Below are 20756 nucleotides of genomic sequence, written 5' to 3'. Positions count from 1 at the left end.
GACAGACACTTCTGAAAAACTGGCAACTGTCAGATCAAGTTTGAACTACTACAAATCAATCACTGGCAGTTGGGACGAAATGAAATTCCTTCTGCTTTGTGGATTTATTCGTCATTTGATGCTTTAGCCTGGTTAGGCAAGAAAAAATGGATTCCTTTATTTTTGTCACTAGTCAATCGTGTTCTTGATATTTTTCCACAACTACAAACATGGATATTAAAAAAACCTCATCGCTTGCTTCAATTAGAACATGAGCTTCCTCGGTTGATAACTATTGTAGATTGGTTGCTTCATCATCCAAAACCTAATATTTATTTGCGCCAACTTAGTTTACCTGCAATAGATACCAAATTTATTGAACATCATCAAAAGGTCTTGAGTGAATGGTTTGACTTATGTCTTCCTGAATATGCGATAAATAAGGAAATGAGTGCAACACATCATTTTGCATTACGATATGGGTTTTTAGAAAAACCGCAATTAGTACGTTTTCGTATCTTGGATAAATCACTTTATTTACATGGTCTTTCTGACCTCAGTATCACTACTGAGGCTTTTACTTTTCTCGATTTACCCGTAAAAACAGTATTTGTCATTGAAAATGACATTAATGCCTTGACTTTTCCAGACTATCCAAATGCTCTGATTCTTTTCGGTTGTGGATATGGATTTGATTTTTTATCACTTACACATTGGCTCAATGAAAAGCAAGTATTTTATTGGGGAGATATTGATACACACGGTTTTGCCATTCTCAATCAATTCAGAAAGGCAATTCCAAATGCACAATCCTTATTGATGAATGAGCAGACTTTGTTACATCATCGGGCTCATTGGACCAAAGAAGCAAAACCAAGAACAGCAGCATTAACCCATCTATATCCCGTCGAACTCAATTTATACAAAGCATTGCAAGAAAACCATTTTGGCGAGCAAGTTCGCTTAGAGCAAGAATATATTAATTATGAGTATATGCTAAAGCAGAGTATTCATTTATAGTAACGACCTATCTCTTAAGTAATAGAAATAATCAGTACATTTGCATAACTACCTACTCCTCTGGAGCAGCGTTTTTAAATGCGTTGAGTAAGGTACAATGGTCGTAGATTTCATTAATCAATGGATACTCATGCATGCCAAAATTAAAGCGATGGGCATTAAACACTTGGGGAATGAGGCAAATATCGGCTATAGTTACTGCATCACCAAGACAAAATGGTCCTATCTTTTTAATGCTCTGCAACTTAGTTTCTATGGCAGAAAATCCTTTTTTTAACCAATGATGATACCAGTCTTGTATCTGAGTTTCATTCGCATGGAATTGTTCTTTTAAGCGATTGAGGATGCGTAAATTATTGACTGGATGCATGTCACACGCAATCATTAATGCTAAAGCGCGCGCATTTGCTCTATCTAGAGGCGCTATAGGCAGTAATGCTGGCGTTGGGTGGATTTCATCTAAATACTCAATAATAGCCAAAGATTGATGCAGTATATGGCCATCAACATTTAAAGAAGGAACCAACTCTTGCGGATTGATTTTGCGGTATTCTTCATTATGATGCTCACCGCCATGATTCAGTAAATGAATGGCGTGTTTTTCATAAGCAATACCCTTGAGATTTAGGGCAATGCGTACACGATAACATGCAGTAGAACGAAAATAATCATACAATTTCATTAGTTCACCTTTGCTTGTTTAACCGTTTGCTCTATGGCACCAAAAAGGCTTTTACCTTGTTTATCCAACATTTCAATACGAATGGTATCGCCAAAATGCATGAATGAGGTTTGTGCCTTGCCTTGTTCAATAATTTCTAACATGCGTTTTTCAGCAATACATGAAGAACCTTGACTTCGATCTACATTTGATACGGTTCCTGAACCAATAATGGAGCCTGCAGCTAATGCTCTTGTTTTAGTTGCATGCTGCAGCAATTGTGTAAACGAAAAAGTCATGTCAATGCCCGCATTAGGTTGACCAAACAAAGTACCATTTAAATGACTCATTAAAGGCAAATGCACTCGTTGCCCATCCCAGGCTTGAGCTAATTCATCGGGGGTAATGGCAACTGGCGAAAAACTGCTGGAAGGTTTGGATTGGAAAAAGCCAAATCCTTTACCAATTTCTTCAGGAATCAAATTTCTCAAAGAGACATCATTAACAAGCATCAATAATTTGATGTGCTTGCTCGCTTCTTTATGATGAATACCCATAGGTACATCATCAGTGATCACTGCAATTTCCGCTTCAAAATCAATTCCATATGCTTCATCTGCAACTATAATAGCATCTCTTGGACCTAAGAAGGTATCTGAGCCTCCTTGATACATGAGTGGGTTGGTCCAAAAATCAGCAGGCATTTCAGCTCCACGCGCTTTGCGAACCAATTCCACATGATTGACATATGCACTGCCATCAGCCCATTGGTAAGCGCGAGGCAAAGGCGAATTACATTGTTTGGCATCAAAGGCGAATTGGTTTTCTAATCCTTGCTCATTTAATTGTTTATATACTTTTTGTAGAAGTGGTTCGAGTTCTTGCCAATGATCTAAAGCATATTGTAAATTAGGGGCAATTTGTGACACACGTACTGCTTGAGTCAATGATTGATTGACAACACATAATTCCCCATCTCGCGAAGATGGAGATTTTAATGTAGCTAATTTCATAAAGTTCCTTTTAACTGATTTCCTTTAAGGTCCCACGTTTAATTTGATCGCGTTCAATGGCTTCAAATAGAGCTTGGAAATTTCCCTCCCCAAAACCTTGATTGCCTTTGCGTTGAATGATTTCAAAAAACACTGGACCAAACATATTTTCAGTGAAAATTTGCAGTAATAAACCATGTTTGGGATCATGCTCGCCATCTATGAGTATTTTTTCAGCTTGTAATTCTTTTACTGGTTCTTTATGCCAAGGAAGACGATCATCTATCATTTCATAATAGGTGTCCGGTACATCAAGAAAATGCACATCGTGCTCTCTTAAGCTACGCACTGTGTGATAAATATCGTCTGTAGTCAGTGCCATATGTTGGATACCTTCGCCATGATATTCATGCAAAAATTCTTCAATTTGTGACACATCGTCTTTAGATTCGTTTAAAGGAATTTTGATTTTGCCACAGGGGCTGCCAAGAGCACGGCTTGACAAGCCTGTCATTTTTCCTTTGATATTAAAGTAACGAATTTCTTGAAAGTTAAAAATCTTTTCATAGAAATTAGCCCACTTATCCATATTACCACGAAATACGTTATGGGTAAGATGATCCACTAAAAGTAAGCCATTGCCTTTCACAGGGGCGCTAGACTGAACGTTCCAGTGCTTAGCAAAAGGTTGATGCTGCTCATCTACAAAATAAATCACACTCCCACCAATGGCCTGAATTGCGGGCAAACCATGAGGTGCATGCTGACAATCTTCAAAAGCTGTTGCTCCGTGCTTCAGTGCATGGTCAAAAGCAGCTTTTGCATTATGTACTTTAAATCCCATGGCACAAGCGCCTGCTCCGTGATTTATTGCGTGCTCTGCTGCTTGACTATTTTTAGTGGCATTAACAATCAATTGGATTTCACCTTGGCGATATAGTGTGATGTCTTGATCTTTATGGGTGGCAGTGGCTTGAAAACCCATGTTGATAAGTTGCTGGTGTAGATGTTTTTTATCAGGACCAGAAAACTCTAAAAAAGCAAAACCATCTAATCCACAGGGGTTATTATTTGTTTGCATGCATGACACTCCTTTAAAGATGCATCCATAAATATACATTGGAAATAAGTTTTTAACATCAGATCCTTTGACTGGGTAAGCGGATGAATGTGGTATAAATGAGCTTATACTTTTTGTATTAAAAATAAGCCGTCTGCTATAGGTAACAGACTAACAAAGACACGTTGATCCTTTTTAATTAAATCATTAAGTCTGCGTATTTCTCGTGTTTGCCCATTTATTTCATTGCCACTATCAATTACTTTACCGTCCCATAGAACGTTATCAATAGCAATAACCCCTTTGGGCTGAATAAGTTTTAATGCCATTTCATAATAGGGCACATAATTTGTTTTGTCAGCATCAATAAAGATAAAATCAAATTTTTGTTTCCAACCTTCGGCAACTAGAGCCTCTAACGAATCTAAAGCACGGCCGAGGCGTAATTCAATCTTATGATCTTGCTTTGCTTCTTGCCAAAATTTATGTGCATCTTTAGTCCATTGTTCACTGATATCGCAGGTAATTAAACGACCTTCATTAGGCAGTGCCAAGGCCATAGCTAAGGCACTGTAGCCGGTGAATGTCCCTAATTCCAAAACATTTTTTGCACCAATCATACGCAGCAAAAACTGCATGAATTGCGCCTGCTCCGGAGAAATTTGCATATTGGCTAACTCCATAGTCGAAGTCGCTTTACGTAAGCTTGCTAAAACTGGATGCTCACGTAAGGATTTATCTAATATGTAATCATATAATTCAGGAGTTAGAGTCAATTGTTTCATCAAGCTAATTTCTCTTGCGCTAATGCGTCAGCAATTTCATTTGTTGGTAAATTTTCTTTTGCAGAACGTTCAAATATTTCTATTAGATGAGTGTAGATATGATCGATTTGTTCACTGACTTCACTTTCAGGGCGCTGTAAATATTTTGAAGCAGCAAAAATCAATCCTCCCGCGTTAATCACATAATCTGTAGCAAATAAAATACCACGATCATGCAATACCTTACCATGGTAAGTATGAGCTAACTGATTATTTGCAGCACCTGCGATAATTGTTGTTTGTAATTGTGGAATCGTAATGTCATTAATAACGGCACCTAAGGCACAAGGAGCAAATACATCACAGGGTACCTGGTGAATTTCATCAGTGCTTACTGGTTTTGCGCCAAACTCATGAACTGCTTTTTCAACAGCAGCCGGAGAAATGTCAGTAACCGTTAAGACTGCTCCTAATTCATGTAAATGTTGTGCAAGTAAATAACCTACGTGACCTAGACCTTGAATGGCCACGTGAATTCCTTTAAGGGTGTCTTTTTTCAGTTTAAATGCAACGGATGCTTGAATCCCTCTGAGAATTCCGTTGGCTGTAGAAGGGGATGGATCGCCATCGTACTTAGATAAACTTGCAACATAAGGAGTATGCTCGTTGATAATGTCCATGTCGCTTAATACAGTCCCACTATCTAAAGCAGTAATGTAGCGACCATTTAATTCGTTGATAAATTTACCAAATTGATGCATGTATCCAGCACGGTCAAAGGCACCGCGGGGTTTGATAATTACTGACTTGCCACCACCTAAAGGTAAATTAACTGAGGCTGCTTTATAACTCATACCGCGAGCCAGGCGCATTGCATCTTTAATTGCTGCTGCTGTGGTTGGGTATTCGATAAAACGACAACCGCCAAGGGCTGGACCTAATTTAGTATTATGAATTGCAATGATGGCTTTCATCCCTGTAGCAGGATCAACTTTGAGATGTAAGTCTCCAAAACCATGGGTTAACGCGTACTCTAGGAAATCATCTTCTGTTTTTGCATGGTCATTGTTTATTCTATTATCGATAGACATCATTACTTCAACTCCTCTAGCAAATTTTTTTGCAAGAAGTTATAGACCTATTTACTGATTAAATCAATGATAATTTGGCTTATTAGAGGCTACTGGTATAAACTAATTCAGTTATTTATCAAATTGGAGAAAGTTATGCGACAGGCAGTAGTCAAAATGCTGGCTTTGATGGTGGTAACTTCGTGTGCGTTTGCAGCAGATGTATTTCCACCACCGATGGTGCTTGATAAAATTGTGTTTCAAGTGTCTGCAAAACAATGGGTAACTACTCAGTCTGCATTGCTTGGAGTAAATATAAATGTGACTCTGTCAAATGCGGATTTGGTGAAAGCACGTTCTGACATCATGGAACGTTTGAATAAAATTGCTAAAGGTGATTGGCATTTGCTGCAATTTGATCGCTCACAAGACAGTTCAGGCTTAGAAAAGCTTTATGTGCATGCTCAGGCACGTGTGAATCAATCCGCGTTGACCGATATCTATCAAAATGCCAAATCAGTGAGTATGCCGGGAGCTAAATATGAAATTGCCGATGTGGATTTCAAACCCAGTTTAGAAGAAATACAGGCGGTTTATGTTCAAGTTCGCGAGCAGTTATATCAACAAATAAATGATGAACTTGTGCGTATGAATAAGGCTTATTCACCACAAAATTACAGTGTGAGTAATTTGGTTTTTGTTTCTGGTGATAATCCTCCAGTGCAACCACCAAGAGCCTATCAAGCCAAAGAAACCATGGTCATGATGGCTGGAGCTGTTGCACCAACACCTACCTTGTCGGTAAGTAATGAACTAACCTTAACTGCTATGGTTGAGGCGGCTTCAAACCGTAAACAGGGGAATTAATTTGTTAGTTGTAGAAAAAATTATTGGTCATCGCGGAGCCTCTGCTTATGCTCCGGAAAACACTATGGCATCCTTTGATAAAGCACGGGTGATGGGGTGTGGTTTCATAGAATTTGATGTGATGTGTAGTGCTGATGGTGAGCCATTTATATTTCATGATGACCAATTAAAAAGAACCACAAATGGTCGTGGCGAGATAGGTAAAGTCGAATCCAGTTATTTACAAACCTTAGATGCTGGTTCTTGGTTTTCACGAAAGTTTAAAGGTGAGCACATCCCACATTTTAGTGAAGTTTTAGAATGGCTTGCTGCTTCTGAAATGCAAGCTAATATTGAAATTAAGCCTTATCTGGGTACGGATGAGCAAACAGCAGTAACGGTGTTGACTTATCTAAATCGTCATTGGCCTGCGGCAAAGCAATTACCCTTAGTTTCTAGTTTTTCATGGGATGCTTTGGTCATGTGTCGTAATCTTGCTCCAGAAATGCCCTTAGGGCTATTGTTTCATGCTTGGGATGATCAGTGGTTACAAAAAGCCAAACAATTGGATTGTTTTTCCATTCATTTTAATCGCCGAATTCTAACTGCTGCTCGCGTAAAAGCAGTAAAGGATGAGGGATATATTGTTTGTTCATATACTGTCAATCGCAAACGTCAGGCTAATAAACTGTTTCAATGGGGTGTTGATGCAGTGTTTAGCGATTATCCAGATTTGCTCGCATGAAAAAATTAATTGCATTTTTATGCATCCTATTTTTTGTTTTACCAGTACAGGCAAAACGTCTTGAACTTGTGCTTTGGCATGGCATGGCTGGTCAAATTGGTGATGAGGTCAGGGCGTTGGCTGATGCGTTTAATCAAAGTCAAAAGACCTATTGGGTAAAACCAGTCTATAAAGGCAGTTATACTGAGACTCTAACCAGTTTTGCTGCCGCATTTCGCGCGCAACAACCACCAGCAATGGTACAAATTTTTGAAGTGGGGACTGCTCTTATGTATTCTCCCAAGGGCGTGATAAAACCTGTTGAGGAGTTAATGCAAGAGCAAGGCATCAGTTTGCCGCAAGATGATTTTATTTCTGTAGTTCGTGAGTTTTACAGCAGAAATGGGCGCTTAATCGCTTTCCCTTTTAATCTTTCAGTCCCAATTCTTTATTACAATAGGGATGCCTTGGCTAAAGTAGGTTACACCGAGGAAAATTTTCCTAAGACCTGGGATGATATGGAAGTTTTAGCCGCTAGGCTTAAAAAAAGCGGTTATAGTTGTGTTTATACTTCTGCTTATCCAGGATGGATTCTTTTTGAGTCTTTTTTAGCACTGCATGGATTGCCTTTAACACAAGGTAATCCTAAGCACGCAGTGTTTGATACTCCGCAGTTAATAAGTCATTTTACTCGTTTAAAACGTTGGCATCAGCAGCATTATTTTCGTTATGCGGGGCGGGGTGATGATGCAACTATTTTGTTTACCAGTAGTATTTGTCCTTTGTTTAGCCAGTCGTCTGGAGCGTATAATAGTTTATCCGCCCTAGTTTCCTTTCGTTTGGGAGTAGCCACTATGCCTTTAGATACCAAGGTCAGCCCAATTCGTTATACCAATGTGGCTGGTGGTGCTGCGCTATGGGCTGTGGCTGGACAAAGTAAAGAGCAATATCAAGGAATTGCTCGGTTTTTTGCATTTATCGCGCAGCCGCAAACACAGCAACGTTGGCATAACAATACTGGCTATTTGCCATTAGGCTTACAAGGTGTTTATGCTGAGATTGTTAAATCTAGTCATCACCCGAATTTAGTATTAGCGCAAATGGAATTGCAAGCTGGGGGACGGTCATTGAAATACTATGGGCCACAAAATCAAATTCGTGCGATTAATGACGAAGTTGTAGAATCAATGTTTGCAGGTTTAATGAGTCCTGATGAGGCAGTGCATGAATTTGCAAAACGTGCTAATCATGTTTTAACACGCTTTGCGAGAGCCATAAGGAATGAGGCATGATTTGTATTTCATTTGAGTTGCGCATGGCGATTAATTATTATTAGAATCAATTAAATGAAGGGAATGGAGTTACTTTTGGTGTGTTTATCTCTGGTGACCATGATGCTTGATTAAATATTCCAAATTACTTTAAAGATTGAGTAACCTTCTCAGTTTATGCTTCTGAAGAAGATTGTGGATTGACCGCAAATATTCAATAGAGTCAAAATAATGAATTTCATCATCACGATTCTTCATATGCTTAAATAGAGCATCAATCCGCTCCATTCCATAGCTCTTAATTTCATAATTGACTGCACAAAAGATAATGAATCTAAAGATTCTGGAGATTTCTCAATTCGTTCGTTATCTTTTTTAAACTGCGCCCAATCATTTTTACTTATTTTTACATAAGCAAGGAAATGATTTTTTACAGGAAATTCAGTAATTAGAGTTAATTGTAAGGGAGAATTTGGAACAACGTTATTCATTGCATTCACCACTTCACGTCGTGCTCCAGTGCAATCAAAAACATAGTCGGCTTGAATGATCTCTTCTTCATTCAGATTGTTAGCAACAATAATACCAGGTGCTTTGCTGTCTTCATGCATGCGGACAAAACGTTTATTCTCAATTGAGATACCCAGTTTTTTTGCCTCTCTATAGAGCAATTTTTCTAAATCTTTGATATGGCGTATTGTGTCCTGCGGCCCAAAATCAATGCCAAGATTTTTTGAGCTTCATTAAACACATCGTTATTTAAATGTCCAGGATGGTATAATTACCAGCACGAGGATCATAGATGATTATGTCATGTATTCCTTCTTTTTTTAATTTTATCGCTGTATATAAACCTGATGGACCTGCGCCAATAATTACTTTTTTCATTAAAGCATCTGGATATTAATTATATTGGATTTTAATTGATCTAAGTGGCTTATTGTAATTCTTAAAGATTAAGGATTTATTAAAAACTAATAACCCCTTTGATCTTTCATTATTTTTTATCCTCCGAAATCCACAGAAATTAAATTGAATTACTATACTCAAAAGAGCAACAAGGGAGATGTTTTTCAATTTCTTTGAGAGTAACAAGGAGTTAATGTCATGACAGTGAGTTCGGATTTAACTAAATTAGGAAGCCCCAGTGCACTTAGTCTTTTTGCAAGTGCTGAAACAATTCCCTCGTTGGTTACTGCTGGTGCTGTTTTAGCAGTTAGCGCCGCTTTATTTACTTATGCAGAATTTAAGAGTTATCAAGAAAAAAAGCATAAGAAAAAAATTGAAGAGATTAATGGATTATATACGGCGCATTTAAAACAAATAGTAGTTCCTAATATTGGCAAAATTCATGGATTTCCACCTATATTTCAAATTGTAGGCGAGCATTATCAATCCATGCATTTTACTCCAGAACAGGTTAAAGAAATCGGCACTGAAATCCCTCGGGGTACGGACATTGCCTTAGCCAGCTATAGAGAATCCATTCGTGCTGCACTTAGAAAACTAAAAGAATATTATTTTTCTCGTCTTAAAGGTGGGGGTGGGGAGAGTAAGGCAAATGACATTAGTGCTGGTGTTATTTCGTATTTAATGCAAATGATCGAAACTAAATGCCTTAATTTTTTAGGTTATGATTATGATATTGCCTATCTCAATGCCATATGTAAGTTTATTAATGCCTATTCCTCACAAAAAAATACCGAAAAAAGTCAACGTTTTAGCCGTCTTGCTCCTGCTTATATGCACTTATTAAAGGCCAAACAGAAACTTGAAAAACATAAGGAGGTGCTTTCACTTCAAGATACAATTGCTGAATTAAAAGACAGTTGTGTGAATCATAGTGATAATCTAATCCGTATGTTAGTAAAAATGGTAGTTAAAGATGCAGATACAGAGTTAGCAGATACAGTAGCTCATGAAGAACTCAAAGAAGGGATAGTACGCCAGCACTATATTCATTCAGAAGTATTGGGTATTGCATTAAGTACTGATAAAGAAATTTGTATTCCAGAATCTATTTTTAGAGAGTGGATTGAAAATTTATCAAATTATTATCTTGAATCTCTGGGCACTGAACTTAAGCAGGGAAATCAAATTTATTCTCCTAATTCTTTTTTTGCACTACTAAATCAAGCAAAAAATATGAATAGCAGGCGTTCATTTGCTAAATCCAAAGAGCAAGAGCGTATAACTTGTGAATTAAAACGGATTCAAAGAGTATTTAATGACAGTGGTAATTTTATCAGTAGCCGCTATAACAAATTAACTAAAAAATTCGAAACAGTCAAGGATCCGTTACACCTTATTGATCGCTCCCTTGTTATGGCTCAGGTCGCTAAATTAACTCATGAAATTATTTCGCTTCAATATTTATGTACGCATTTATTAAAAAGTATTCAACTATTGGGTGATATTTATGTCAGTGATCCAAAACATTTTTGTAAGATATTTGGAGTTTTAGAGCGTTTATGTAATTTGATTCAAGAGGATGTAAAAAATAATAAAAAAGCATTTCGAGAAATTCAAGAAGATAATGAAAACAAAATGCAAATTGAAGAAAAAGAAGCATTTCCTAATCAACTCAAGGATATTTTCGATCTTGTGGGTGCGGAAATTAAAAATTTAGGAGACCAGGTTAGAGAATGTAGACAAATCGCTATTAAAACTGCCTCTCAGAATAAAATAAAATCGACAAAATATGAAATGCTGGAAATCGCAACCATGCTTTCTAAAATGTATTTTGATGATTATGAACTTAACGTGGAAGAGTCTGAATCCTCAGGGAGTGAATCGGATGAATCTCCCCAAAAAGCTGATGAGCTAAAAACAAATGCAAATATAAACACAACTCTTGATGAGTTAAAAGACATACTTTTGCATCGGATTTTAGAAATACAAAAAGATGAACTGTATCGAGCAACAGCCTACTTTAAAATTTATGATGCATTAAGTGTGATGCGTACTAAAGCATTGGCGTTAATCAGTGAACAGCAAACTCCTTTTGAGCGGCAAGAAAAAGCAACTAAAACCGCAGAATTAACGGTTAGTCTTTTTCAAGAAACCATTGTTTTTTTAAATAAACCAACGGCAGTCAGGCAAGCTGGTGCACAACAATTCTTCACTAAAATTCACCATCAATTAAATAATGAAAACAGTAATAGTTTTATTGATCGACATCAAAATAAAGCTTCTAAATATATCTATACTCATTTATGCGATAAGGGGATCTTTCGTACCGATACCCGTAAAAAATTAGCTGCTTTTGAGGATGCTTGTTTGCGTGCAACAGGTTAATTGGAGGTCCTAACGACAATGCACTTTCCGAAGGAAAGTGCATTGTCGGGCTCACTATAATGATCTTAAAAAATGCTCTAAATTAGGTTTTTGCGCCAGGCGGTATTGATAAACCACATAAAATGCCATGACATTTTTTAAATAATTACGTGTTTCCTGCCATGGCAATGTTTCAATCCATACATCGATATCTTTAGGGGGATGAGTTCTGCGCCAATAAACTACCTGCTTTGGTCCCGCATTATAAGCTGCTGCCATTAATATAGGATGATTACTAAAGCGTTGTGCTAATTGTTTTAAATAAGCGACCCCGATATTGATGTTTTTTTCAGATGTAAATAACTGACTTTGATTCGTATAAGAAATTTTTGCTGCTTTAGAAACTACTCCAGCTGTATAGGGCATAATTTGCATTAAGCCGCGAGCTCCTACTGCTGAAGTGGCATCCTCTCTAAAGCCGCTTTCTTGACGGATAATCGCATAAATAAGCTCCGGTTGAATTGCGTATTTTTTTGAGTATTGCTTAATTGTACCTTCATAAGCTAATGGAAATCTTAAGGTTAATTGATTATTTAAAGTTTCATTATTGCTTAAGAAGACTGATTTGCCATGCCATTTTAGTGTTGTATCAATCCAATAAACCAAGGCACTGGCTTCATCTTTAGGTAATTCACTGATGAAATCATTAAGTAATCGCGAAACTTGCAAGGTGTTTTTGCTAAGATATAAGATTTTTATCTGATCAATAAACGTTTGATAGGGTTTTAATACCGCAAGATTATTAATTGGTTTTTCATTGGTAAAGCTTGGTTTTTGGTTTAAGCGCATGCTTGCTAAAAAGCCATAGTAATGCCTGTTTTTCGCTAATGGCTCGTAAATTGCACGTGCTTCAGTGGTTTTTCCCTGTTCTTCTAAAGAGCGTCCTAACCAATATTGCCAGCAAGGTGTATCTTTATTTTTAGCATCATTGATTAACAGAGTGACTTCCTTCCAATTTTTATGTTTTAACGCAAAACGAATTTGCCAATCTAACAAGACATCATTGTAATATTCAGGTTTCACTTTATTGAACCAATCAAAGGTATCTTCACTATTACGCATCGCTTTATAAAGAGCAACATGTGCTAAGAATATTTGCTGTTGTGCCTGATTCAGTATTTTTTTCGTCTTGTCGTGCTCCCATAGTTGCAGCGCTTTATCCATATGGGTTGAGACCATGCGCTTTAAGCCATAAAGATAAATTTCCCCATTTAAACCACCGATATTAAGCTTATTGATACTGGCAGGGGTTTGGGATACGGTAGTTAAAGCGTGTAATTCCTCTAAGTGCGGTGTTTTATATTGTTTTAGCAAATAACGTGCTAGTTGGATGTTACGATGATCTAAGGCTAAAGCAAAGCGTTGGCTAATAAGGTCTTGATTAAAATGTTCATCTTTCATTAATAAATCAAAAAGACTGTCGCATACTTTAGGACGAGATTCGCCAGTTAACCATAAAGGAATTGATTCTTTTAAAGCTTCTTCATGAGCCCCAGTATTGTATTTAGCAATTTCATAGTAACACACGAGATTGATGTCACTTGTGGCTTGATAATATTCAATATATGTTTTCCAATCTTTAATGCGTGCCAGTTCATAAAGCCAACGGTCTCGTAATTTATTAGATAGGGGAGTTGAACCTTTGACGAAGTCTAAAAAAGTTTGATTAGGGACTATGGGAAGATGTTGGCTATAAGTAATATAAGTATTAAAACGTTCCATATATTCCTGACCATTTAAGGCTTGAGTTATTGGTGAGCTAAGGAGTCCGCATAAGATAATCATCAATTTTTTCATAACTTTTCTTCGTGAAATTAAATATCCATTAATTGTTTGCGCATTAATTTAATCGTTTCTTGATAATTAGCACTGTTAAATATGGCAGAACCGGCAACAAATTGGTTGGCGCCAGCGCGCGCTAATGTGGCAATATTTTTTGTGGTAACGCCACCGTCAATACACAAATCCAATTGAGGGTAAAGTTGGCGAATCGCAGAGATCTTACTTATTACTTCAGGAATTAATTTTTGACCGCCAAAGCCAGGATTTACAGTCATGACCAGTACAAAAGATAATTTGTGTATACACCAGGTCAGTACTTCAATTGATGTTGCAGGATTTAATACTAAACCGGCTTCACAGCCTAGATCTTTAATCAGTTGCAAGCTGCGATCTAAATGGATTGTAGCCTCGGGATGGAAGCTAATGCGCTTCGCTCCTGCTTTAGCAAAAGCATGGATTAAGTCATCCACAGGAGTGACCATTAAGTGTACATCAATAGGAAAATCGGGAATGCGTTTACTTAATGCCTCGCAAAATGCAGGTCCAAAGGTAAGATTAGGTACATAATGATTGTCCATAACATCAAAATGAATGTAATCAGCTCCTGCTTGTTTTACTGCAGCCACTTCCTCACCCAGACGGGTAAGATCAGCGGAAAGCATTGATGGTAAAATTTGATAGGACATGTTTTATTTTTTTAAATTTTAGATGGATATATCATAAGCTGTTCGTGAAAAACATACTAGGCTTTGCCTCAAGAATCCTTACCTCAATACATGCTCGTATCACTGTTTTTGTGTGCTTAAATAGAGCAAAAATTAACCTTAATATTGAGTATTTGTCCAAAATAAGGCATAATATCCTTGCGTTTCTGCTCTTGTAATTTAAAAATTAATCCTCATCTAATTGAGGCGTTGTAGAGACTTAAACATGCTTTTTAGGAAAATAATATGAGTCAAAATTGGTCTACTAGAGACAGAGATTTACAGACAGCACGCGTAATTATGGAAGAGTACGCGAATGAACGTGATAGTGATTCATTAGGGCTTTTTGAAATTGTTGTCGATCCTACTGAAAAGCGTATGAGTTTTTGCCTATCGGGATGGGTTGTTGCTTTAGCGAAACATTTCAACTCAGTGTATGGTGTCATTCAGGGAGATTATGTCACTCGGCGAGTGATTACACGTTGCCTGACTCAAGGACAAACCTTACACTAGACTTCATCCCTCTCCTCCTCATGGAGAGGGCATATTTACTAGTCTCATTGTGAGTAAAAAGTCAGTCCCTATTAGGGAACAGCCATCTTTGGCACAACCTGTGCTCAAATATGACCGTTCAGCCAAGATTCACCATCCCCTGTGACCTCTTAATGGCGTCAACCTAAGGCTATTTCCTCTTTCTCTCTGTCATTAAGTTAAGGAAAATCGTAGGTTGGGCCTTGGCCCAACAATAGGTTATGATGATACCAGTTGGGCCAAGGCCCAACCTACAACTCTATTTAAAAATCCTTAAGTTGACGCCATTACGTGACCTCTTACCATTGTGGTCATGTATTGGCAGCGCTTCTTATAATTCTTCTTTGATTTTGTTAATTTTGTTCTTATATCGGATTCCCAATAACACAATAGAAATCAGTGCTGCTAATACTATTATTAATATTAAAAATACATAATGTTTTTTAAATTTAGTATTATTTTTTATTGTTTTTTCTGATGGCTTGAGTAAGGGTTTTCCTTGTGGATTTACAGATTGAGTTAGAGGTGAAGGCACATAATTGGGTGAGCATATTTTTTCATCGAGTAATAACTTAAATACTAAATCACGGCCGCTGAACATTTGTGCTGTCACTTGTATTAATACTTCATCTTCTGTAAATCCGGGTTTTTCACATAGAGGATAGAAATTAGCAATCCATGCCAGAGCAGTTTTAATGATTTTAACATCCTGTGGTTTATTATTATAAAATATTTTAACTGCCACAGTACTGTCTTTGATGGTCTCAGGTTTCACCAGTTGTAGCATTAATTCATCATGTTCTAAATTAATGTTTTGTCTAAACGGTGTCTCATCAACCACAATCATAAATTGCAGTTTTTGGGATAAATAGGTACTTTGTGCACTCCAAGTGGCTTTATAAGTCCCAACAGGTATATTTAAGATTAAATTATTATCAAATAGTCCATGGTTATTGTAAGGAATAACGTATGAAAAAGTATGATCTTTATTTTTAAGCTCTAAATTCATGTTCATGCCATCAACAGCCATATCATTGGTGATGGGCTTACCGTCTTGTTCTAAGTAACCAGTAAGAATAATGTATTCATTATTAAAATAGAGGCCAGTATTGAAATTGGTAGCTAAATGGACATTGGTTAAAATTAAAATGCGCTTCGTTTTTTGTTCTGGGCCTAAGAGGCGCCATTCTCCCGATAACGGTTTTTTCATTTGCACTACTTCATAATTTTTAGTTGCAAGAAAACCATTATTCTCTTTAGCCAGAGAGTATTTTATGCCGTTAGGAGAGATTAAATAAAGATCTTTAATGTCAATCCCTTTTTTAAAAATCAATGTGAATTCAGGAATATTAGGAGCAATTTTAAATGAGCGTGAAGAATCTTCATGCACCAGTGTGTTACCAGTTATTTCACCTGCATCTGCATTTAGTGGGATACTGAGTAATAAGTACACGCAAAAAAGAAAACAAATTAAATACCAGCGTTTTTTCATGTTTACCTTAAAATTCAAACAAATAACGATCATAATTTTGTTTATATTCAGGTGAGTTTTGATACTGTAACAAGGCTTGATTTACCATAGACAATAAATTAGATTCACCAGGATTAATCGCAATACCCAAACCATCGCCATACATATAAGAAGAACCTTCCAATTTAAAAGTCTCAGAAGAGTTAGAAGCCCAGTAAGTGGCTGTGGGATTATCCAAGAGGATGACATCTACCTGGTCATTTCTTAGGCCTATTAATTGATCTGAAATCGTAGGATAAATTTTGAGTTTCTCATTTTTTGCACCCATAGCTTCTAATTGTTGGGGGAAAATAGTTCCAGCTTCCAAGCCAACTTTTTTACCGTTCAAATACTGCAGAGTAAATGGCTCGATTTTGTTTGAGGCTTTGATTAAAAAGCGCGAATAACTTGGTAGATAAGGCATACTGAAATTAACCAACTTTGCACGCTCAGGAGTAATCGTAATTGAGCTTATAGCCATATCTAATTTTCTTTGTGAAACAGCATCAAGCAATTGATCAAAACGCATGATGTGGTATTTACAGGTGCGTTGCATTATTTTGCACAAGGTATTCATCATGTCTATGTCAAAGCCATAAATTTTATTTTTAGAACCTTGCATGACGAAGGGTGGATTGAAGCTTTCAGTGCCTATATTTAGTACAGGTAAATCTGCCGCAAATATATTGGAACTAAGACTGATACAGACAATTAAGATACGAAGCAGAAAATTCATTTTAATTTCATGGAATAGTTATTGATTTTTATAGCTTATAACGAGAGTATTAGTTTTGGGAATGAAAAATTTCATTATTCAATAAATAATTAGAAAATTTATGTCAATCGAAATCTCCGAGTTATTCGAATCCAAATCCTGGTTTATCGAAAAACACTTTTCGGAATTAGAACATCCTCTTGCTAACGCGGCTCAAAAATTGGCGTTAGTAAGTGATTATGCCTGCAAACACATACAGACATTAAAAAATCTTTTAGTTCAGGATGAGTGTACGATTTTGATTTCCCGTGAAGAATATTTTCATGAGGTAAAAAAAATAGCACTTGATTTAGCACAAGCAAATTATATGCGTGAACTACGAATATTTCGTAACACGCATTTTTTACGCTTGCTGCTTATGGAATATGCGGGGATCATAAAAACAGAAATAGTCATGCGCGCCTGGTCTGATTGTGCTGATGCAATTATTTTGCATGCTTTAAGTTATTGCCAGCAAAGTTTATCGCAACGGTATGGTGTTCCTCATGATACCAAAGGTAAAGAAGCCACGTTACTGACCTTGGCGATGGGGAAACTTGGAGGGCGAGAACTCAATTACTCTTCAGATATTGATCTTATTTTTGCATATTCAGCAGTAGGAGAGACCGATGGCAAAGAAGGTCTCGATAATCAATCTTATTTTAATAAAGCAGCTCAGCTTTTTAGTCAAATTTTACAAAATATCACCGCTGAAGGTTTTGTTTTTCGTGTGGATTTAAGATTAAGACCTAATGGTGAGAGTGGCACTTTAGTTCCCAGTTTATCTGCTATGGAAACTTATTACCAAGAACAAGGCCGAGATTGGGAACGCTATGCAATGATTAAGGCTCGGGTAATTTCTGAAACGGTGGATGCAGTTCATCCTTGGTTTGAGCGTTTAATCATTCCTTTTGTTTATCGACGTTATGTTGATTTTAGTGTGATTGAATCGTTACGCAGTATGAAAGCGATGATAGAACGGGAAGTACGACTTAATCCGCGTTTGGATGATATTAAACGTGGCAAAGGAGGCATTCGTGAAGTTGAATTTATTATTCAAAATTTTCAATTGATTCGCGGTGGGCGTTTACCACAATTACAATTACAAAATACTTTGGCAGTGCTTGCTATTTTAAAACGTGAGTGTTTGCTCACTCATAGCGGGGCTTTAAAACAAGCTTATTTATTTTTACGGCAATTAGAAAATGTAGTGCAAAGTTTAAATGATCAACAAACGCATTCTTTACCTAAAGATCCACTACAACAAGCACAAGTGACTTTGGCTATGGGTTTTCCTGCCTGGAAGGAGTTACTCACCAAATTACACCAATATCAACGCATTATCAGCTTTGCTTTTCATGCGGTAATGGGGAAGACCGATTTTTATGAAGATGAAAAGCGCATGTTGGCTAATCAATTGATCAGCTTGTGGCAAGGACATATAGAAACTAATATGTCGATTAATTTGTTATCTAGTTTAGAATTTGATAATGCAGAGCGTTGTTATCAGTTAATCCATGCTTTTTGCCATGGCCCACGTTGTCGACGTTTACCACAAGGTGCACGTATGCGCTTGGATCGTTTTATGGTGCTATTGCTTACTGAATTAGCGCAAGTTAAAAATACTGATGAAATATTATTACAAGTAGTGCATCTTTTGGATAATATCGTTGGGCGTAGCGCCTATTTGGCTTTATTGACGGAAAATCCTCCTGTGCTTGTCGAACTATTGTTTTGGTTTGCCCATAGTCCTTTTATTACTTCACTTTTAGTCAATCAGCCTTTTTTATTGGAAGTATTATTAGATCAAGGTGAAGAATGGCATCCTCTGTCGCGACAGCAATTAGAAAAATCATTACGTGAGCAATTGGCTTTGCGTCAGGATGTGGAAGCACAAGAAGAGATATTGCGCCAATTTAAATTATCTCATTGGTTGATGGCTGCACGTGCTGAGCTTTACGGATTTAGTAGTTCTGTGCGCATTGGTAAATTTTTATCTGATGTGGCGCAGGTAATTGTCAATCAAGTGTTACTTCTCTCTAGCGAACAATTGGCTGTGCGTTATCCGGAAATGAAAAGAATTCAATCACATTTTGCTATTATTGCTTATGGTAAATTAGGCAGTCGTGAAATGAATTATGCTTCTGATTTAGATCTGGTTTTTTTACATTCAGCGGCTTCTTCTGATGAAGCTTTAGTAACACGATTGACGCAAAAAATTCTTCATTCATTGACCACACGTTCTCAGTCTGGGGTTTTGTATGCTGTAGACACTCGTCTACGTCCTTCTGGCTCTGCTGGTTTGTTGGTAAGCCATATTGATGCTTTTATCGAATATCAAAAAAATCAAGCTTGGACCTGGGAGCACCAAGCCTTGTTGAAAGCACGTATTGTGACGGTAAATTCGCCTATGCAACATGCGTTTTTACAGATGAAAAAAGAGGTACTTGCGATGCCACGTAATCAGGAAACTTTGCAAAAAGAAATCGTGGCAATGCGTTCTAAAATCGATCAATATCACGAAATCCATCATTTGAAGCATGTTGCTGGTGGTTTATTGGATCTGGAATTTTTAGTGCAATTTCTTGTATTAAACTTAGGCCAGCCTTCTTTAGCGCGTTCTACCCATACGCTAAATCAGTTAAATCATTTATTTGCTGCAGGAGTGATTAATATGGAGCAGTTGACTCTATTAAAGAAAGCATACCAACATTATCATTACTTGTTACATATGGATTTATTATGTTCCGATGGTTCTAAAGATGAGCGTTTTTATCAGCAGGTCGCAAAGATTTATCGGTATTTTTTATTCTAATTCATTATTTGACAAATCCTTAAATCAGAACTAATTTTGGAACAACTAACATTTAAAGGAATAAAAAATGAACGCTCTCTATACTGCAAAAGCCCATACTCATGGGGGTCGTAATGGACATGTAGAAACTGTTGATGGCTTTTTAAAACTCGATTTGGCAATGCCCAAAGAGCTTGGCGGTACCGGCAAGGGGAATAATCCAGAACAATTATTTGCTGCCGGTTATGCCGCATGTTTTGAAAGTGCAATACGTTATGTGGCACAAATGGAAAAAATCCCATTAAAAGATGCTCATATGAACTCCGAAGTTTCTTTATTCCCAACTCCTGAAAAAGGTTTTAAATTAGGCGTAAAATTGCATGCAACCGTTGTTGGTTTAAGTCAAAAAGAAGCAGAAGAATTAGTGCATAAAGCGCATCATGTTTGCCCTTATTCTAATGCGATACGAGGTAATGTGAATGTGGAGTTATCGGTGAACGCGAAATAAAAAGAGGGCCTCCGATATCCGATGCCTTCTTCTTAACTAAAACTATTATTTTCTGTATTGCGAAGCTGTTGCAAACGGTGGATCATAACGCTTAATGCTTCTGATTTATTGCGGTAAATATCATCATAGGCTACATGAAAGGTATTGTATTCATCTTCGCATTCCACATGATCTTCTAACAGTTCAGTAATGATTTGTCGAGATACCAAGTAGAAATCATTCTCAATCTCAAAGCTGATAATCCATACCTCTTCGCCTGTCTTAAAATCAGTCATATGTACTCATTTAGTTTGATCTCTAAACAATTCGGCAAGGTATCATCCTTAATTCCAAATTGCAATACGTGCTTTTTAACTGGTGCATTCACAGAATATTTTTAAACCGACTATACTTTAAAAATAACGAATTATGAGCAAAATATTGTCTTTTAGACCAAAAAATTTATTCTTA

Annotated in this window: 20 protein-coding genes; 8 read left to right on the top strand and 12 right to left on the bottom strand. The window is 37.0% G+C overall.

The features are described from left to right. Positions 1–33: 33 nt before the first annotated feature. Complete coding sequence (locus QM652_RS08535; RefSeq protein ID WP_415074794.1) at positions 34–999, top strand: Wadjet anti-phage system protein JetD domain-containing protein; 966 nt, start codon at positions 34–36, stop codon at positions 997–999. A gap of 52 nt (positions 1000–1051) precedes the next feature. Here QM652_RS08535 and maiA read toward each other — a convergent pair whose 3' ends face one another. From maiA to QM652_RS08510, 5 genes are all read right to left on the bottom strand, one after another. Beyond that, a complete protein-coding gene (gene maiA / locus QM652_RS08530; protein ID WP_415074790.1) occupies positions 1052–1681 on the bottom strand; it encodes a maleylacetoacetate isomerase in 630 nt (209 codons plus the stop codon). Then, positions 1681–2673: a fumarylacetoacetate hydrolase family protein gene (locus QM652_RS08525; protein WP_415074788.1), complete on the bottom strand. Its 993-nt coding sequence runs from the start codon at positions 2671–2673 to the stop codon at positions 1681–1683. Before QM652_RS08525 ends, maiA begins: the two co-directional genes overlap by 1 nt. A gap of 10 nt (positions 2674–2683) precedes the next feature. Further along, positions 2684–3733: a 4-hydroxyphenylpyruvate dioxygenase gene (gene hppD, locus QM652_RS08520; protein WP_415074786.1), complete on the bottom strand. Its 1050-nt coding sequence runs from the start codon at positions 3731–3733 to the stop codon at positions 2684–2686. A 104-nt stretch (positions 3734–3837) separates the two neighbouring features. Further along, positions 3838–4497, bottom strand: a complete 660-nt coding sequence (locus QM652_RS08515) for an O-methyltransferase (RefSeq protein ID WP_415074792.1) — start codon at positions 4495–4497, stop codon at positions 3838–3840. Beyond that, positions 4497–5570 (bottom strand): Leu/Phe/Val dehydrogenase, encoded by a 1074-nt coding sequence (locus QM652_RS08510; RefSeq protein ID WP_415074784.1) that lies wholly within the window; start codon positions 5568–5570, stop codon positions 4497–4499. The genes QM652_RS08515 and QM652_RS08510 overlap by 1 nt, the downstream gene beginning before the upstream one ends. 132 nt (positions 5571–5702) lie before the next feature. Here QM652_RS08510 and QM652_RS08505 point away from each other — a divergent pair, with 132 nt between their 5' ends. The 3 genes from QM652_RS08505 to QM652_RS08495 are packed head-to-tail and all read left to right on the top strand — an operon-like array spanning position 5703 to position 8408. After that, positions 5703–6413, top strand: a complete 711-nt coding sequence (locus tag QM652_RS08505; protein ID WP_415074782.1) for a hypothetical protein — start codon at positions 5703–5705, stop codon at positions 6411–6413. Position 6414: 1 nt separating this feature from the next. Further along, the gene (gene ugpQ, locus QM652_RS08500) at positions 6415–7137 is read left to right on the top strand and encodes a glycerophosphodiester phosphodiesterase (RefSeq protein WP_415074780.1); all 723 of its coding nucleotides are present in this window, start codon (positions 6415–6417) and stop codon (positions 7135–7137) included. Beyond that, positions 7134–8408, top strand: coding sequence for an extracellular solute-binding protein (locus QM652_RS08495; RefSeq protein WP_415074778.1), 1275 nt, complete (start codon positions 7134–7136; stop codon positions 8406–8408). Before ugpQ ends, QM652_RS08495 begins: the two co-directional genes overlap by 4 nt. A 233-nt stretch (positions 8409–8641) precedes the next feature. On the opposite strand, the gene QM652_RS08490 is transcribed toward QM652_RS08495, so the two are convergent. Then, positions 8642–9058, bottom strand: a complete 417-nt coding sequence (locus QM652_RS08490) for a hypothetical protein (RefSeq protein ID WP_415074776.1) — start codon at positions 9056–9058, stop codon at positions 8642–8644. An 88-nt stretch (positions 9059–9146) separates the two neighbouring features. Then, the gene (locus QM652_RS08485; RefSeq protein WP_415074774.1) at positions 9147–9275 is read right to left on the bottom strand and encodes an NAD(P)-binding protein; all 129 of its coding nucleotides are present in this window, start codon (positions 9273–9275) and stop codon (positions 9147–9149) included. Positions 9276–9494: 219 nt separating this feature from the next. On the opposite strand from QM652_RS08485, the gene QM652_RS08480 reads away from it, so the two are divergent. Further along, the gene (locus tag QM652_RS08480; protein ID WP_415074772.1) at positions 9495–11684 is read left to right on the top strand and encodes a hypothetical protein; all 2190 of its coding nucleotides are present in this window, start codon (positions 9495–9497) and stop codon (positions 11682–11684) included. 54 nt (positions 11685–11738) lie between these two features. Here QM652_RS08480 and QM652_RS08475 read toward each other — a convergent pair whose 3' ends face one another. Further along, entirely contained in the window at positions 11739–13520 is a 1782-nt protein-coding gene (locus QM652_RS08475) for a transglycosylase SLT domain-containing protein (protein WP_415074770.1), read from the bottom strand. A gap of 17 nt (positions 13521–13537) precedes the next feature. Next, entirely contained in the window at positions 13538–14191 is a 654-nt protein-coding gene (gene rpe / locus QM652_RS08470; protein ID WP_415074768.1) for a ribulose-phosphate 3-epimerase, read from the bottom strand. A gap of 264 nt (positions 14192–14455) precedes the next feature. On the opposite strand from rpe, the gene QM652_RS08465 reads away from it, so the two are divergent. After that, positions 14456–14722, top strand: a complete 267-nt coding sequence (locus QM652_RS08465) for a hypothetical protein (RefSeq protein ID WP_415074766.1) — start codon at positions 14456–14458, stop codon at positions 14720–14722. 349 nt (positions 14723–15071) lie between these two features. Here QM652_RS08465 and QM652_RS08460 read toward each other — a convergent pair whose 3' ends face one another. After that, positions 15072–16232: a hypothetical protein gene (locus QM652_RS08460; RefSeq protein ID WP_415074764.1), complete on the bottom strand. Its 1161-nt coding sequence runs from the start codon at positions 16230–16232 to the stop codon at positions 15072–15074. Positions 16233–16239: 7 nt separating this feature from the next. After that, positions 16240–16986 (bottom strand): transporter substrate-binding domain-containing protein, encoded by a 747-nt coding sequence (locus QM652_RS08455; protein WP_415074762.1) that lies wholly within the window; start codon positions 16984–16986, stop codon positions 16240–16242. Positions 16987–17086: 100 nt separating this feature from the next. Here QM652_RS08455 and glnE point away from each other — a divergent pair, with 100 nt between their 5' ends. Together glnE and QM652_RS08445 are read left to right on the top strand one after the other, a co-directional pair. Then, positions 17087–19819: a bifunctional [glutamate--ammonia ligase]-adenylyl-L-tyrosine phosphorylase/[glutamate--ammonia-ligase] adenylyltransferase gene (gene glnE, locus QM652_RS08450; protein WP_415074760.1), complete on the top strand. Its 2733-nt coding sequence runs from the start codon at positions 17087–17089 to the stop codon at positions 19817–19819. 67 nt (positions 19820–19886) lie between these two features. Continuing rightward, positions 19887–20306 carry an organic hydroperoxide resistance protein gene (locus QM652_RS08445; protein WP_415074758.1) on the top strand — a complete coding sequence of 140 codons (420 nt, stop codon included), beginning with the start codon at positions 19887–19889 and terminating at the stop codon, positions 20304–20306. A 32-nt stretch (positions 20307–20338) separates the two neighbouring features. Here the strand turns inward: QM652_RS08445 and QM652_RS08440 are convergent, their stop codons facing one another. After that, entirely contained in the window at positions 20339–20581 is a 243-nt protein-coding gene (locus QM652_RS08440) for a hypothetical protein (RefSeq protein ID WP_415074756.1), read from the bottom strand. Positions 20582–20756: the final 175 nt, after the last annotated feature.

This window comes from Legionella sp. (genome assembly GCF_047605385.1).
Taxonomy (GTDB): Bacteria; Pseudomonadota; Gammaproteobacteria; order Legionellales; family Legionellaceae; genus Legionella.
Note: the sequence above shows the minus strand (reverse complement) of the source record. Positions and strands in the feature narration are given on the sequence as shown.

Bases quoted from the DNA above. Each gene is read 5' to 3' on its own strand.
- QM652_RS08510 (WP_415074784.1), bottom strand. From the start codon at position 5,570: ATGATGTCTATCGATAATAGAATAAACAATGACCATGCAAAAACAGAA.
- QM652_RS08465 (WP_415074766.1), top strand. From the start codon at position 14,456: ATGAGTCAAAATTGGTCTACTAGAGACAGAGATTTACAGACAGCACGC.
- QM652_RS08480 (WP_415074772.1), top strand. From the start codon at position 9,495: ATGACAGTGAGTTCGGATTTAACTAAATTAGGAAGCCCCAGTGCACTT.
- QM652_RS08440 (WP_415074756.1), bottom strand. From the start codon at position 20,581: ATGACTGATTTTAAGACAGGCGAAGAGGTATGGATTATCAGCTTTGAG.
- QM652_RS08485 (WP_415074774.1), bottom strand. From the start codon at position 9,275: ATGAAAAAAGTAATTATTGGCGCAGGTCCATCAGGTTTATATACAGCG.
- QM652_RS08515 (WP_415074792.1), bottom strand. From the start codon at position 4,497: ATGAAACAATTGACTCTAACTCCTGAATTATATGATTACATATTAGAT.
- glnE (WP_415074760.1), top strand. From the start codon at position 17,087: ATGTCAATCGAAATCTCCGAGTTATTCGAATCCAAATCCTGGTTTATC.
- QM652_RS08495 (WP_415074778.1), top strand. From the start codon at position 7,134: ATGAAAAAATTAATTGCATTTTTATGCATCCTATTTTTTGTTTTACCA.
- QM652_RS08455 (WP_415074762.1), bottom strand. From the start codon at position 16,986: ATGAATTTTCTGCTTCGTATCTTAATTGTCTGTATCAGTCTTAGTTCC.
- QM652_RS08505 (WP_415074782.1), top strand. From the start codon at position 5,703: ATGCGACAGGCAGTAGTCAAAATGCTGGCTTTGATGGTGGTAACTTCG.
- QM652_RS08525 (WP_415074788.1), bottom strand. From the start codon at position 2,673: ATGAAATTAGCTACATTAAAATCTCCATCTTCGCGAGATGGGGAATTA.
- maiA (WP_415074790.1), bottom strand. From the start codon at position 1,681: ATGAAATTGTATGATTATTTTCGTTCTACTGCATGTTATCGTGTACGC.
- hppD (WP_415074786.1), bottom strand. From the start codon at position 3,733: ATGCAAACAAATAATAACCCCTGTGGATTAGATGGTTTTGCTTTTTTA.
- QM652_RS08445 (WP_415074758.1), top strand. From the start codon at position 19,887: ATGAACGCTCTCTATACTGCAAAAGCCCATACTCATGGGGGTCGTAAT.
- rpe (WP_415074768.1), bottom strand. From the start codon at position 14,191: ATGTCCTATCAAATTTTACCATCAATGCTTTCCGCTGATCTTACCCGT.
- QM652_RS08475 (WP_415074770.1), bottom strand. From the start codon at position 13,520: ATGAAAAAATTGATGATTATCTTATGCGGACTCCTTAGCTCACCAATA.
- QM652_RS08460 (WP_415074764.1), bottom strand. From the start codon at position 16,232: ATGAAAAAACGCTGGTATTTAATTTGTTTTCTTTTTTGCGTGTACTTA.